This window comes from Actinosynnema pretiosum (genome assembly GCF_002354875.1).
In the GTDB taxonomy this organism is placed as follows: Bacteria; Actinomycetota; Actinomycetes; order Mycobacteriales; family Pseudonocardiaceae; genus Actinosynnema; species Actinosynnema auranticum.
Genome location: NZ_CP023445.1, coordinates 7,671,375 through 7,685,501 on the forward strand (window position 1 = coordinate 7,671,375; position 14,127 = coordinate 7,685,501).

A 14,127-nucleotide genomic window follows, 5' to 3' on the forward strand; every position below is an offset into this window, starting at 1 on the left:
ACACGCTCCGCCACCATCAGGACTCACCCGGAAGTGGAGCGGTGTAAAGCTACCTCGATCCCCCGCTCAACCACCTGCGGCTGCCCGGAACTCGCAGCTCCTCAAATGGTAGGTCATTCAGCTCAACGGACCAGCCGAAATACCAGGCGTACAGTATGCCGGTGACGCCGTTGACGAACTCCAGCTCGATCTCGTCGAACACCAACGACACGAACAGGGGAATCGCTTACGGCGTAGGAGCATACGTGCTCTGGGGTGTGGTGCCCGCTTACTGGCCCCTCCTCGCGGCAGCCGGAGCGGTCGAGCTGCTGGCCCACCGCATCGTGTGGTCGCTGCTGTTCATGGCTCTCGTCACAGCCGCGCTGGGCAGGTGGGGCGCGCTGCGCGGACTGCCCCCGCGCTCGTGGCTGCTGGTCACCGCCGCGTCCGCGCTCATCGCCGTCAACTGGGGCGTCTACATCTACGCCGTCAACAGCGGCCGGGTGGTCGAGGCGGCCCTGGGCTACTTCATCAACCCGCTGTTCAGCGTGCTGCTGGCGGTGCTGGTGCTGCGGGAGCGGCTGCGGCCCGCGCAGCACGCGGCGATCGGCGTGGCAGGCGCGGCCGTGGTGGTGCTGGCGGTCGACTACGGAACGCTGCCGTGGATCTCGCTGGCGCTCGCGTGCTCATTCGCGTTCTACGGATTGATCAAGAAAACCGTGCCGCTGGATTCCACCGCGAGCCTCACCGCGGAGAGCGCGGTGATGACGCCGGTGGCTCTCGGTTACCTGTTGTGGTTGGGCTCGGCGGGGACGTTCACCGGGCACGGCGCGGCGCACACCGCGTTGATGGTGTCGACGGGTTTGGTGACCGCCGTCCCGCTGATGCTCTTCGGTGCGGGAGCGCGCCGGATTCCCATGATCACCCTGGGGATGCTCCAGTACCTGGCGCCGGTGTTGCAGTTCGCGTGGGGCGTATTCGTGATGCGCGAGCCGATGCCCGCGTCGCGCTGGTTCGGGTTCGCAATGGTGTGGGTCGCGTTGTTGCTTTTCACCGGTGACGCGCTGGTGCGCGCGCGCAAGCAGCGCAGGGTCGTGGCGGTCGCCCCGCCGGTGTGATCGGGCTCTCACGGGGAACTGCGGAAAACCGCGCCGCGAACCACCCGCTCCGACGGTCCGAACGCCGGAACGGCGCCCCGCGCGGTGCGGGACGCCGTTCCGGAGGATCACACCGGGTCACCCCGGCGCTCCCGGCCCCGACTAGCGGGACCTGCTGACCACGTACTCGCTCACCGACTCCAGCGCGTCGCGCGCCCGGCCCTCCGGGAGGACCGCCAGGCAGCTCCTGGCGCGGTCGGCGTACTCGTCCAGGGTCTCCCTGGCCCGCTGGAGCCCGGAGGACGCCCTGAGCAGCTCCAGGGCCTCCAGGACCTCCGCGTCGTCCTCGATCGGGGCGGCGAGCAGCCTGGCCAGCCGCGAGTCCGGCTCGTCCTGCAGCGCGTACAGCATGGGCAGCGTCTTGACGCCCTCGCGCAGGTCGGTGCCCGGCGTCTTGCCCGACTCCTCCGGCGGCGACGCGATGTCGATCACGTCGTCGGAGATCTGGAACGCCGAGCCGATCACGTCGCCGTACGCCTGGAGCGCCGCGACCTGCTCCTCGGTCGCGTCCGAGAACATGCCGCCGAAGCGGGCCGCGGTGGCGATCAGGGAGCCGGTCTTCTCGGCGATCGTGGTCAGGTAGTGCTCGACCGGGTCCTCGCCCTCGCGGGGGCCCATGGTCTCGCGCATCTGGCCGGTGACCAGCTCGCCGAACGTGCGCGAGATGGTCCTGGCCGCCTCCGTCCCGAGGTCGGCGACCAGCGTCGAGGCGTGGGCGAACAGGTAGTCGCCGGTGAGGATGGCGATGCTGTTGTTCCACTTGGCGTTGGCCGACGCCGCGCCCCGGCGCATGGTGGCCTCGTCCATGACGTCGTCGTGGTACAGGGTCGCCAGGTGGGTCAGCTCGACCACCGCGGCGGCCTTGACGACGCTCTCCCGGTCCCAGGACGGGCCGAACTGGGCGGCCAGGATCGTGAAGAGGGGGCGGATGCGCTTGCCACCCGCCTCCACCAGGTGCAGCGAGGTCTCCATCACCGGGTTGAACTCGCTGCGGACGACCTCCCGCAGGATCCCCTCGACCTCGTCCAGGCCGCTCTGCACAACCTCCGCGAGCACGGGGTCCGCAAACCGGAACCCCGTCCCCGCCCGCTCGCTACTGGTCACGGTTGGAAGCCTACGTACCGACTAGAAGATGAACTGGCCGGACCCCGCCCAATCGAGGGCGAAGGCGGGCCAGACCCCGAGCACCAGCGTGATCACCGCGCCGAGCGTGATCGACGCGGTGGTGAAGGCGCCGGGGACGGTCACGGTCGGGCCGTCCGCCGCGGGCTCGCTGAAGTACATCAGCACGATCACCCGCAGGTAGAAGAACGCCGCGATGGCGCTCACCACCAGCGCGAACACCACGAGCGGGGCCATGCCCGCGTCGATCGCCGCCGCGAACACCACGAACTTGCCGATGAACCCGCTGGTGAACGGGATGCCCGCGAGGGCGAGCAGCAGGAGCGTGAAGACCGCGGCCGTGATCGGCGAGCGCTTGGCCAGCCCGGCCCACTGGGACAGGTGGGTGGCCTCGCCGTCGGCGTTGCGGACCAGGCTGACCACGCCGAACGCGGCGATCGTGGTGAAGCCGTAGGCCGCGAGGTAGAACATGGTCGCCGACAGGCCCTCGGGGGTGAGCGCGATCGCGCCGACGAGCAGGAAGCCCGCGTGCGCCACCGAGGAGTAGGCGATCATGCGCTTGACGTCGGTCTGGGTCAGGCCCAGCACCGCGCCGATGACCATCGACACGCCCGCGAGGACCGCCAGGACGACGTTCCACTCCCAGCTGGAGCCCTCGAAGGCCACGTGCAGCACCCGCAGGATGCCGCCGAAGGCCGCGACCTTGGTGCAGGCCGCCATGAAGGCGGTGACCGGGGTCGGGGCGCCCTGGTAGACGTCCGGGGTCCAGGCGTGGAACGGGCCGACCGAGGCCTTGAACAGCAGGCCCACCACCAGCAGGCCGAAGCCCGCGTACAGCAGCGTGTCGGACCGGTCGGTCGCGGCGGTCGCGGTGGCGATGTCCGCCAGCTTGACCGAGCCGGAGTAGCCGTAGAGCAGCGCGACGCCGTAGAGGAAGAACGCCGAGGCGAACGCGCCGAGCAGGAAGTACTTCACCGCGGCCTCCTGCGAGAGCAGGCGGCGACGGCGGCCGAGGCCGCACAGCAGGTACAGCGGCAGCGAGAGCACTTCCAGCGCGATGAACATGGTGAGCAGGTCGTTCGCCGCGACGAAGACCATCATGCCGCCGAGGGCGAACAGGGTGAGCGGGAACACCTCGGTCTGCATGACCGAGGCGACCGCGCGCGCCTTCGTCACCACGGCGCCGCCACCGCCCGCGCCGCCGCCGGGGCCACCGGCCTGCGGCTCGGGGGCGAACGCGCCGCCGGGCTCGACCGAGCGGTCGGCGATGAGCAGCAGCGAGCCGACCGCGAGCAGCAGCAGCGTGCCCCACAGGAAGACCACCGGCGGGTCGACCGCGATGGCGCCCGAGAAGGTCACCACCCCGCGGTCGACGGTGTCGGCCGCGCCGCCGTGCACGATGAGCGCGCCCGCCGCGCCCGCGAGCGCGAGCACGGTGAGCACGACCTGGGCGGGCCAGCGGGACTGCTTGGGCAGGAACGCCTCCAGCAGCACGCTGACGCAGGCGGCGCCGAGGATGACGAGCACGGGCGCGACGGCCCCGTAGTCGATCTCCGGGACGGTGAGCCGCTCCACTTGAGCGAGGATCGTCGTCACGTCACTTGCCTTCCTGCGCGACCGGGTCGGCCACCCCGACCTCGCTGAGCGTCGCCCCGACGGACGGGGTGATCACGTCCAACACCGGCTTCGGGTAGAAGCCGAGCACCAGGATCAGCGCCACCATCGGCGCGAGGACCGCGATCTCCCGCTTGTTCAGGTCGGGGACGCTCGCGCGCTCGGGGTCGGTGGTGGCTCCGGGGCCGCCGGTCGCCCCGATCAGCGCGGTGCCGCGCACCGGGCCCTGGAAGATCCGCTGGTAGAGCCAGAGGATGTACAGCGCGGCGAGCACCATGCCGAGCGCCGCGATGACGGTGTAGACCGGTTCGTTCGGGAACGAGCCGATCAGCACCAGGAACTCGCTGACGAACGAGCTGGTGCCGGGCAGCGCCAGCGAGGACAGGCCCGCGATGAAGAACAGCCCCGCGAGCACGGGGGTGAGCTTCGCCATGCCGCCGTAGTCCTCGATCAGGCGGGAGCCGCCGCGCGCCATGACCATGCCCACGACCAGGAACACCATGCCGGTGGAGATGCCGTGGTTGACCATGTAGAGCACCGAGCCCGCGCCCGCCTGCGAGCTGAACGCGAAGATGCCCAGCGCGATGAAGCCGAAGTGCGCGATCGAGGTGTAGGCCACGAACCGCTTCATGTCGGACTGGCCGACGGCGAGCAGCGAGCCGTAGATGATGCCGACCACCGCGAGCACCAGCACCAGCGGCGCGAGCTCCTTGCTGGCCGCCGGGAACAGCGGCAGGCAGTAGCGCAGGAAGCCGAAGGTGCCGATCTTGTCGAGCACGCCGACGAGCAGCACGCCCGCGCCGACCGGCGCTTCCGCACCGGCGTCGGGGAGCCAGGTGTGCAGCGGGACCAGCGGCGCCTTGATGGCGAAGGCCACGAAGAAGCCGAGGAACAGCCAGATCTGGGTGGACAGCGGGGCCTCGCGCGTCGCGGTGACGAGCGTGGCCCAGTCGAACGTGCCCTTGCCCAGGGTCTGCGCGCTGGTGACGTACAGGCCGATCACCGACGCGAGCATGACGAGCCCGCCGAGCAGCGAGTAGAGGAAGAACTTCATCGCCGCGTACTGCCGGTTCGCGCCGCCGAAGCGGCCGATGAGGAAGTACATGGGGACGAGGACGCCCTCGAAGAACACGTAGAACAGGAAGACGTCCGTGGCGGCGAAGACGCCGACCATGCCCGCTTCCATGACCAGCAGCAGCGCGAAGAAGCCGCCCGCCGTGCGGCCCTCGGGCAGCTTGTCCGCCCAGGAGCCGCCGATGACCACCGGCACCAGGAAGGCGATCAGGGCGATCATCACCAGCGCGATGCCGTCCACGCCGAACGACAGGTGCACCCCGAAGTTCGGGATCCACTCGACCGAGCTGGTCAGCTGGAGGCGGTCGCCCCCCGGCTCGTAGGCGGCCCAGGCCAGCCCGGCGAGCACGAGCTCGCCGAGCGAGAACGCCAGGGCGGCGATCTTGGCGAGGCGGTCGTCGCCGCGCAGCAGCACCACGACCAGGCCGCCGACCAGCGGCAGCAGGAGCATTGCGATCAAGGTCCAGCTCACGAGAACCTCACCATCAGCAGCGCGCCCAGGACGAAGATCGAACCCAGGAGCATCGAGAGCGCGTAGGAGCGCACGAAGCCGGTCTGCAGCCTGCGCAGCCTGCCCGAGCTACCGCCCAGCAGCGCCGCGGAGCCGTTGACCAGCCCGTCGACGCCCTTGTTGTCCACGAACACCAGCGCGCGGGTCAGCCAGGTGCCCGGACGCGCGAACAGCGCCTCGTTGAGCGCGTTCCCGTACAGGTCGGCGCGCGCGGCGCGGACCGGGAAGGACACCCGCTCGGGGCGCTCCACCGGCTGCGGCTTGCGGCCGAAGACCAGGTAGGCCAGGACCGCGCCCGCCGCCGAGAGGGCGAGGACGAGGGCGTTGACCGCGCCGTGGCCGAGCACGCCGTGCTGCTCCTGCAGCTCGCCGACCACGGGGGCCAGCCAGTTCGCGAGGTTGTCGCCGCTGCTGAGGAAGAAGCCCGCGCCGACCGAGCCGATCGCCAGCACGACCATCGGCGCGGTCATGCTGACCGGCGACTCGTGCGGGTGGTACGCGCGGCCGTCCGCCGACTTGAGGTCCTCCCAGCGGGGCTCGCCCAGGAACACCAGGACCAGCAGGCGGGTCATGTAGAACGCGGTCAGGAACGCGCCCAGCGCCGCGACGCCGCCGAACACCCAGCCGCGCCAGCCGTGCTCGCTGAAGGCCGCCGCGATGATGGCGTCCTTCGAGAAGTAGCCGGACAGGAACGGGAAGCCGATGAGCGCCAGGTAGCCCAGCGCCCAGGTGGCGAAGGTGATCGGCATCTTCTTGGCCAGGCCGCCCATGCGGCGGATGTCGCCCTCGTCGTTCATGCCGTGCATGACCGAACCGGCGCCGAGGAACAGGCCCGCCTTGAAGAAGCCGTGCGTGATCAGGTGCATGATGCCGAGCGCGTAACCGAACGGGCCGAGGCCGACGGCCAGGACCATGTAGCCGATCTGGCTGACCGTCGAGTAGGCCAGGACCTTCTTGAAGTCGTCGTACGCGCAGCCGATGAGGCAGCCGATCAGCAGCGTGAACGCGCCGATGGCCATGACGACCAGGCGGCCGTCCTCGGTGAGGTTGTAGAGCGGGTTGGAGCGGGCGACGAGGTAGACGCCCGCCGTGACCATGGTCGCGGCGTGGATGAGCGCCGACACCGGGGTGGGGCCCGCCATGGCGTCCGGGAGCCACGCCTGGAGCGGGAACTGGCCGGACTTGCCGCACGCGCCGAGCAGCAGCAGGAGCGTGATGGCCAGGACCGTCCCGGACGACAGCTCGTCGACGCGGGAGAACACCTCGGTGTACTGGGTGGTGCCCAGCTCCTTGAACATGATGAAGATGGCGATCGCGAGGCCCAGGTCGCCGACCCGGTTCATCAGGAACGCCTTCTTGGCCGCGCTGCCCGCCTCGGGCTTGTGCTGGTACCAGCCGATGAGCAGGTACGAGGCGAGACCGACGCCCTCCCAGCCGAAGTACAGGGTCACGAAGCCGTTGCCCAGCACCAGCAGGAGCATGGCGGCCACGAAGAGGTTCAGGTAGGCGAAGAACTTGCGCCTGCCCGCCTCGTGCGCCATGTAGCCGATCGAGTAGACGTGGATCAGGGAGCCGACGCCGGTGATCAGCAGCACGAAGGTCAGCGACAGCGGGTCGAGCCGAAGCGCGAACTCGACGTTCAGGGCCTCGACCGGCACCCAGTCGAACAGGTGCAGCTCGCTGGAGCGCTCCTCGGGGCTGAGCCCGAGGGTGCTGAAGAACAGGGCGAGGCCGTAGGCGAACGACGCGACGACGGTGGTGGTGCCCAGCAGGTGGCCCCACCTGTCGGTGCGCTTGCCGCCGAGCAGGAGCACGGCGGCGCCGAACGCGGGGAGTGCTAGGAGCAACCAGGCGAGAGCACCGATCCCGCCGGCGTCAACAGGTTCCGTCACCGGTGACCTCTCAGTACTTCAGCAGGTTGGAGTCGTCGACCGAGGCCGAGCGACGCGACTTGAAGATCGCCATGATGATCGCCAGGCCGACGACGACCTCGGCCGCGGCGACCACCATCACGAAGAACGCCATCACCTGGCCGTCGAGCTGCCCGTTGACGCGGGCGAAGGTGACCAGGGTGAGGTTCACCGCGTTGAGCATCAGCTCGACGCACATGAACACGACGATGGCGTTGCGCCGCACGAGGACGCCCACCGCGCCGATGCTGAACAGCAGGGCGGAGAGCAGCAGGTAGTAGGTGGGGGTCACGACTCTCCCTTAAGAGCGCGCGCGTCCGCCTGGCGCCCGCTGCCCGCAACGTCCGTGACGTCCTCGTCGAGGCGCGACCGGTCGGTCGTCTCGATCAGCTCGGACAGCGATTCCTTGGCGACCGAACCGTCGGGGAGCAGCGCGGGAGTGGCCACCGAGTTGGCGGTGGCGAACACGCCGGGGCCGGGCAGCGAGCCGGGGCGGTCGCCCCGGAAGCGCTCCACGACCAGCTCGCGCTGCGACTTCTTGGTCTCCCGGATCTTCGAGGTGAACGCCAGGACCATCGCGCCGACGGCGGCGGTGATCAGCAGCGCCGAGGTCAGCTCGAAGGGGAACAGGTAGTCCGTGAAGATCCGGGCGCCGATGTTGGCGACGTTGCCGCCGCCGGTGGTGTTGGGCTCCACCAGGCCGACCGCCTGGACCTCGGTGAGGGCGCGGGCGAGCGCGCCGACCACGAGGCCGCCGAAGCCGAGGCCGAGCACGGCGGCGGCGAGCCGCTGGCCGCGCAGGACCTCGACGACGGAGTCGGAGCTGTCCCTGCCGACGAGCATCAGCACGAACAGGAACAGCATCATGATCGCGCCGGTGTAGACGATGATCTGCACGAAGCCGAGGAACGGCGCCTGCTGGACCATGTACAGGCCGCCGAGGCTGAGCATGGTCATGACCAGCCAGAGCGCCGAGTGCACGGCGTTGCGGGCGAACAGCATCCCCAGCGCGCCCGCGAGGGCGAGCGGGCCGAGCACCCAGAAGGCGACGGCCTCGCCGGTGGACACGACGTCCGCGGCGGGCTGGACCACCCCCGGCTGGGCCAGGAACTGGGAGATCACTTGCGCGCCTCCTCGGGACCGTTCTCCACCAGCGCGCCGTCGGGCACGCCCGCCTTGCGGGCCAGCTCGGGGCCGTTGACGTAGTAGTCCTGCTCGTCGGAGCCGAGCCGCATGGGGTGCGGCGGCTGCTCCATGCCCGGCAGCAGCGGGGCGAGCAGGTCCTCCTTGGTGAAGATGAGCTTCTGCCGGTCGTCGTCCGCCAGCTCGAACTCGTTGGTCATGGTGAGCGACCGGGTGGGGCACGCCTCGATGCACAGGCCGCAGCCGATGCACCGCAGGTAGTTGATCTGGTAGTCCGCGCCGTACCGCTCACCGGGCGAGAAGCGGGCCTCCTCGGTGTTGTCCCCGCCCTCGACGAAGATCGCGTCGGCGGGGCAGGCCCAGGCGCACAGCTCGCAGCCGACGCACTTCTCCAGCCCGTCCGGGTGCCGGTTGAGCTGGTGGCGGCCGTGGTACCGCGGCGCGGTGACCTTCTTGACCTCGGGGTACTCCTCGGTGACGACCTTCTTGAACATCGTCGAGAAGGTCACGCCGAAGCCCTTGACGGGATCAAGCATCCCCATCGCTGGCCTCCTTCTTGGCGGTCGTTGCCGCTGCGGGCTCCTTGGCCGCAGAGCCGTTGCTCCCGGCGGGGCTGCCGTCGGGCAGCTCGGCCACCCGCACCTGGCGGCGGGGCGGCGGCTTGGGCACTGCGAGGTCCAGCGGGGGCACGGGGAAGCCGCCACCGGTGACCGGCACCGCGTCGGGGTCGACCCGCTCGCGGTTGTCCGGCAGCAGGAACGCGACCAGCAGGGCCGCCGCGAGCACCGCGCCGAACACCGCCAGCACGGTCGGGGCCCCGAGCGTCCCGGCCTCGATCTCGGTGCGGACGTAGCGGGCGAACGCCACCGCGACGAACCAGACCAGCGCGATCGGGACGAGGACCTTCCAGCCCAGCTGCATGAACTGGTCGTAGCGCAGGCGGGGGAGCGTGCCGCGCAGCCAGATGAACAGGAACAGGAACGCCAGGGTCTTGAGGACGAACCAGACCAGGCCGAGCCAGCCGTTGTTCAGGAAGTGGTCGTCGGCGACGAACGGGAACCGCCAGCCGCCGAGGAACAGCGTGGTCGCCAGCGCCGAGACGGTCACCATGTTGATGTACTCGGCGAGGAAGAACAGCGCGAACTTGAACGAGCTGTACTCGGTGTGGAAACCGCCGACCAGCTCGGACTCGGCCTCGGGGAGGTCGAAGGGCGCGCGGTTGGTCTCGCCGACCATGGAGATCACGTAGATGACGAAGCTGACCGGCAGCAGGTAGAAGAACCAGCCGCTGGTCTGCGCGTCGACGATGTCCGCGGTGGACAGCGACCGGGAGTTCATCACCACGGCGATGATCGACAGGCCCATCGCGATCTCGTAGGAGATCACCTGCGCGGCCGAGCGCAGCGCGCCCAGCAGCGGGTAGGGCGAGCCGGAGGACCAGCCGCCGAGGACGATGCCGTAGACGCCGATCGAGGAGCAGGCCAGCACGACCAGCACGCCGACCGGGAGGTCGACCAGCTGGAGGGCGGTCTGCTCGCCGAAGATGCTGACCTGGCCGCCGATCGGGATGACCGAGAAGGCGGTGAAGGCCGGGACGCAGGCGATGACCGGCGCGATGAAGTACACCCACTTGTCCGCGAGGACGGGGCGCACCTCCTCCTTGAACGCCAGCTTGATGCCGTCGGCCAGCGACTGGAGCCAGCCGCCGGGGCCGTTGCGGTTCGGGCCGGGGCGCTGCTGCATCCGCCCGACGACCTTGCGCTCCCAGACGATCATGAACAGGGTCATGAGGACCAGGAAGGCGAAGATGCCGACGACCTTGACGACGACCAGCCAGAACGGGTCGTCGGCGATGAGTTCTGCCGTGCTCATGCCCTGCCTCCGGGAGAAACGGCCACCACGGAACCGTGGCCTGCCACGAGGGTCCGGCGAACGGTCGACTCGCCCGAGTTGCCGGGCAGCCACACGACGCCGTCGGGCAGGTCCGCCACCGCGACGGGCAGCACGACCTCACCCCGCTCGGTCGAGACGGTGACCTCGGCGCCGGGCACGACGCCCAGGTCGCGCGCGGTCGCCTCGGACAGCCAGGCCGCCGTGGGCCGGGCGGTGCCCTTCAGGTTCGGCTCGCCGTCCTGCATGGACCCGTTGTCCAGCAGCCTGCGCCAGGTCGCCAGCACCGCCTGCCCGCTCTTGGGCTGCGGCAGCAGCGGCGCGCTGACCGTCGGCGCGCCCGCCTGGACGGTGCCCCGGCCCAGGCGCGCGAGGTCGGCGGCCGCGGCGGCGGGGGTCTGGGTGAACAGGTCGGCGTCCATCTCGACGGCCAGGGTGTCGAGCACCCGGCCGTCGGGCAGCGCGCCGGTGCCCTCCAGGGTCAGCGCGAACTCGCGGCGGCGGCCCTCCCAGTTGAGGAACGTGCCGGACTTCTCCACGGCGGGCGCGATCGGCAGCACCACGTCGGCGTGCGCGGTCGCGGCGCTGGGCCGCAGCTCCAGGCTCACCACGAACTTCGCGGCGGACAGCGCCTGCTCGGCGAGCGCGGGGTCGGGCAGGTCGAACGGGTCGACGCCCGCCACCAGCAGCGCGTCGAGCCCGCCCGAGGCGGCCTCGGCGAGGATGCCGGAGGTGTCGCGACCGGGCTTGGCGGGCAGCGAACCGGCCGCGAGGCCCCACGCCTGCTCGACCTCGGCGCGCGCGGCGGCGTCCGAGACGAGCCGTCCGCCGGGCAGCAGGTTCGGCAGCAGGCCGGCTTCGAGCGCGCCCCGCTCACCGGCGCGGCGCGGCACCCAGGCCACCTTCGCCCCGGTGCGCTTGGCCAGCGCGGCCACCGCCGAGTACAGGCCGGGGACCTCGGCGGCGCGCTCGCCGACCATGATCACCGAACCGGGCTCGCCGAGCAGCTCCACCACGTCGGCGGCGTGCTCGGGCAGCGCGTTCAGCGCGGCGGGCTCGCCGCCGGGCACGCAGGCCAGCAGCGTGCCGAGGGTCTTCTCCACGGCCGGGGTGGTGAACTGGCCGAGGTGGAAGACCTTCGTGCCGCGCTTGCGGGCGGCCTTGCGCAGCCGCAGGAAGACGACCGGGGCCTCCTCCTCGGGCTCGAACGCGACCAGCAGCGCGGCGGGCGCGGCCTCGATGCCCTTGAAGGTCACCCCGCCGGTCTCCGGCGTCACGCCGAGCACGGTGGAGGTCAGGAACTCGACCTCCTCGGCCGAGTGCGGCCGGGCCCGGAAGTCGACGTCGTTGGTGCGCAGCGCGATGCGGGCGAACTTGCTGTAGGCGTAGGAGTCCTCCAGCGTGAGCCGACCGCCCGCGAGCACGCCGACGCCCTTGCCGTCGCGGGCCTGCGCGAGGCCCCTCGCGGCGACCTGGAGCGCCTCGGTCCACGAGGAGGGCCGCAGCTCACCGCTCTCGTCGCGCACCATGGGCCGGGTGAACCGGTCCTCCTGGGTGGCGTAGCGAAAGGCGAAGCGGCCCCGGTCGCAGATCCACTCCTCGTTGACCTCGGGGTCGTCGCCCGCCAGCTTGCGCTGCACCTTGCCGCGCCGGAAGTCGGTGCGCTCGGCGCAGCCCGACGAGCAGTGCTCGCACACGCCGGGGGTGGACACCAGGTCGAACGGGCGGGCCCGGAACCGGTAGGCGGCGCTGGTGAGCGCGCCGACCGGGCAGATCTGGATGGTGTTGCCGGAGAAGTACGACTGGAACGGCTTCTCCTCGGCCACGCCGATCTGCTGCTGCGCGCCGCGCTCCAGCAGCTCGATGAACGGGTCGCCCGCGATCTGCGCCGAGAACCGGGTGCAGCGCTGGCAGAGCACGCAGCGCTCCCGGTCCAGCAGCACCTGGGTGGAGATGGCGATCGGCTTGGGGAAGGTCCGCTTCGGCTCGACGAACCGCGAGTCGGCCCGGCCGTGCTTGAGCGCCTGGTTCTGCAGGGGGCACTCGCCGCCCTTGTCGCAGATCGGGCAGTCCAGCGGGTGGTTGATCAGCAGCAGCTCCATCACGCCCTGCTGCGCCTTGTCGGCGACGGGCGAGGTGAGCTGGGTCTTGACGACCATGCCGTCGGCGACGGTCATGGTGCAGGAGGCCTGCGGCTTCGGCATGGGCCGACCGCCCATCTCGACCTCGACCAGGCACTGGCGGCAGGCGCCAGCGGGCTCCAGCAGCGGGTGGTCGCAGAAGCGCGGCACCACGATGCCCAGCCGCTCCGCGGTGCGGATCAGCAGCTCGCCCTTGGGGGCGACGACGTCGGACCCGTCGATGACGAGCTTGACGTGGCCCTCGGGGACCACGACCTCCGAGCTCTTGTCCGGCGCGATGGTCATGCGCTTGCTCCCGCCAGTTCGGTGGCCTTGAGCTTGGCTGCGTTGCTGTCGCACAGGGCCAGGAACTCGTCCTTGAAGTACTTGATGCCGCTGGTGATCGGGCTGACGGCGCCGTCGCCGAGCGCGCAGAAGGAGCGCCCGAGGATGTTCGAGCAGACGTCGAGCAGCGTGTCGATGTCGCTCGGGGTGCCCTCGCCGCGCACCATCCGCTGCAGGGTCTTGGTCAGCCAGTAGGTGCCCTCGCGGCAGGGCGTGCACTTGCCGCAGGACTCGTGCTTGTAGAACTCGGTCCACTTCATGACCGCCCACGGGACCGACACGGTCTCGTTGAAGATCTGGACGGCCGTGGTGCCGAGCATGGAGCCCGCCTCGGCGACGCCCTCGAAGTCGAGCGGCACGTCGAGGTGCTCCGCGGTGAACAGCGGGGTGGACGAGCCGCCCGGCGTCCAGAACTTCAGCGGGATGCCGTCCTTCATGCCGCCCGCCATCTCCAGCAGCGTGCGCAGCGTGGTGCCCATGGGCGCCTCGTACTGGCCGGGCCGCTCGACGTGGCCGGACAGCGAGTAGATCTTCGGGCCGGGCGAGCGGTCGCGGCCCATGCTGCGGAACCAGTCGGAGCCGCCGTTGACCACGTAGGGAACCGACGCGATGGTCTCGACGTTGTTCACCACGGTGGGCGAGGCGTACAGGCCCGCGGTCGCCGGGAACGGCGGCTTGAGCCTGGGCTGGCCACGGCGCCCTTCGAGGGAGTCGAGCAGCGCGGTCTCCTCGCCGCAGATGTAGGCGCCCGCGCCCGCGTGGACGACGAGGTCCAGGTCGAAGCCGCTGCCGAGGATGTCCTTGCCGAGGTAGCCCGCCTCGTAGGCCTCGCGCACGGCGGCGTTGAGCCTGCGGATGACGTGCAGCACCTCGCCGCGCACGTAGATGGCGGCGAAGTTGGCCCGGATGGCGTAGGAGGTGATGATGATGCCCTCGACCAGCGAGTGCGGGTCGGCCATCATCAGCGGGATGTCCTTGCAGGTGCCGGGCTCGCCCTCGTCCGCGTTGATGACGAGGTAGTGCGGCTTGCCGTCGCCCTGCGGGATGAAGCCCCACTTCATGCCCGTGGGGAAGCCCGCACCGCCGCGACCGCGCAGCCCGGAGTCCTTGCACTGCTGGATGAGCTGGTCGGGGTGGACCTTCAGCGCCTTGCGCAGCGCCGTGTACCCCTCCAGCTGCTCGTAGGTCTTCAGCGTCCACGAGCGCGGCGACAGCCAGCGCTTGGTGAGGACGGGAGTCAGGTTGTCGACCATCTCACTCAC

The 14,127-nt window shown here is 70.6% G+C and carries 11 protein-coding genes; 1 reads left to right on the forward strand and 10 read right to left on the reverse strand.

Annotation, left to right across the window (positions count from 1 at the left end; genetic code table 11):
• Window positions 1-155 precede the first annotated feature (155 nt).
• A complete protein-coding gene (gene rarD, locus CNX65_RS32855) occupies window positions 156-1,097 on the forward strand; it encodes an EamA family transporter RarD (RefSeq protein WP_096497182.1) in 942 nt (313 codons plus the stop codon).
• A 141-nt stretch (window positions 1,098-1,238) separates the two neighbouring features.
• On the opposite strand, the gene CNX65_RS32860 is transcribed toward rarD, so the two are convergent.
• From CNX65_RS32860 to nuoF, 10 genes are read right to left on the reverse strand one after another with little or no spacing between them, the layout of a single operon-like run.
• The gene (locus CNX65_RS32860) at window positions 1,239-2,240 is read right to left on the reverse strand and encodes a polyprenyl synthetase family protein (protein ID WP_096497183.1); all 1,002 of its coding nucleotides are present in this window, start codon (window positions 2,238-2,240) and stop codon (window positions 1,239-1,241) included.
• Window positions 2,241-2,261: 21 nt separating this feature from the next.
• Complete coding sequence (nuoN, locus tag CNX65_RS32865; RefSeq protein WP_096497184.1) at window positions 2,262-3,854, reverse strand: NADH-quinone oxidoreductase subunit NuoN; 1,593 nt, start codon at window positions 3,852-3,854, stop codon at window positions 2,262-2,264.
• Between the two features lies 1 nt (window position 3,855).
• On the reverse strand, window positions 3,856-5,418 hold the full coding sequence (locus CNX65_RS32870) for an NADH-quinone oxidoreductase subunit M (protein WP_096497185.1): 1,563 nt from the start codon (window positions 5,416-5,418) through the stop codon (window positions 3,856-3,858).
• Window positions 5,415-7,322, reverse strand: coding sequence for an NADH-quinone oxidoreductase subunit L (gene nuoL / locus CNX65_RS32875; RefSeq protein ID WP_096498110.1), 1,908 nt, complete (start codon window positions 7,320-7,322; stop codon window positions 5,415-5,417). The genes CNX65_RS32870 and nuoL overlap by 4 nt, the downstream gene beginning before the upstream one ends.
• Window positions 7,323-7,359: 37 nt before the next feature.
• Complete coding sequence (gene nuoK, locus CNX65_RS32880; protein WP_015805347.1) at window positions 7,360-7,659, reverse strand: NADH-quinone oxidoreductase subunit NuoK; 300 nt, start codon at window positions 7,657-7,659, stop codon at window positions 7,360-7,362.
• Window positions 7,656-8,489, reverse strand: a complete 834-nt coding sequence (locus CNX65_RS32885; protein ID WP_096497186.1) for an NADH-quinone oxidoreductase subunit J — start codon at window positions 8,487-8,489, stop codon at window positions 7,656-7,658. The genes nuoK and CNX65_RS32885 overlap by 4 nt, the downstream gene beginning before the upstream one ends.
• Window positions 8,486-9,052, reverse strand: coding sequence for an NADH-quinone oxidoreductase subunit NuoI (gene nuoI, locus CNX65_RS32890; RefSeq protein WP_015805349.1), 567 nt, complete (start codon window positions 9,050-9,052; stop codon window positions 8,486-8,488). Before nuoI ends, CNX65_RS32885 begins: the two co-directional genes overlap by 4 nt.
• Window positions 9,039-10,382 (reverse strand): NADH-quinone oxidoreductase subunit NuoH, encoded by a 1,344-nt coding sequence (gene nuoH, locus CNX65_RS32895; protein ID WP_096497187.1) that lies wholly within the window; start codon window positions 10,380-10,382, stop codon window positions 9,039-9,041. Before nuoH ends, nuoI begins: the two co-directional genes overlap by 14 nt.
• Entirely contained in the window at window positions 10,379-12,826 is a 2,448-nt protein-coding gene (locus CNX65_RS32900) for an NADH-quinone oxidoreductase subunit G (protein ID WP_096497188.1), read from the reverse strand. The genes nuoH and CNX65_RS32900 overlap by 4 nt, the downstream gene beginning before the upstream one ends.
• A complete protein-coding gene (nuoF, locus tag CNX65_RS32905) occupies window positions 12,823-14,118 on the reverse strand; it encodes an NADH-quinone oxidoreductase subunit NuoF (RefSeq protein WP_096498111.1) in 1,296 nt (431 codons plus the stop codon). Before nuoF ends, CNX65_RS32900 begins: the two co-directional genes overlap by 4 nt.
• Window positions 14,119-14,127 lie beyond the last annotated feature (9 nt).

Coding starts and splice junctions, on each gene's coding strand:
- nuoF (WP_096498111.1), bottom strand. CDS start 14,118: ATGGTCGACAACCTGACTCCCGTCCTCACCAAGCGCTGGCTGTCGCCG.
- rarD (WP_096497182.1), top strand. CDS start 156: ATGCCGGTGACGCCGTTGACGAACTCCAGCTCGATCTCGTCGAACACC.
- CNX65_RS32900 (WP_096497188.1), bottom strand. CDS start 12,826: ATGACCATCGCGCCGGACAAGAGCTCGGAGGTCGTGGTCCCCGAGGGC.
- nuoH (WP_096497187.1), bottom strand. CDS start 10,382: ATGAGCACGGCAGAACTCATCGCCGACGACCCGTTCTGGCTGGTCGTC.
- nuoI (WP_015805349.1), bottom strand. CDS start 9,052: ATGGGGATGCTTGATCCCGTCAAGGGCTTCGGCGTGACCTTCTCGACG.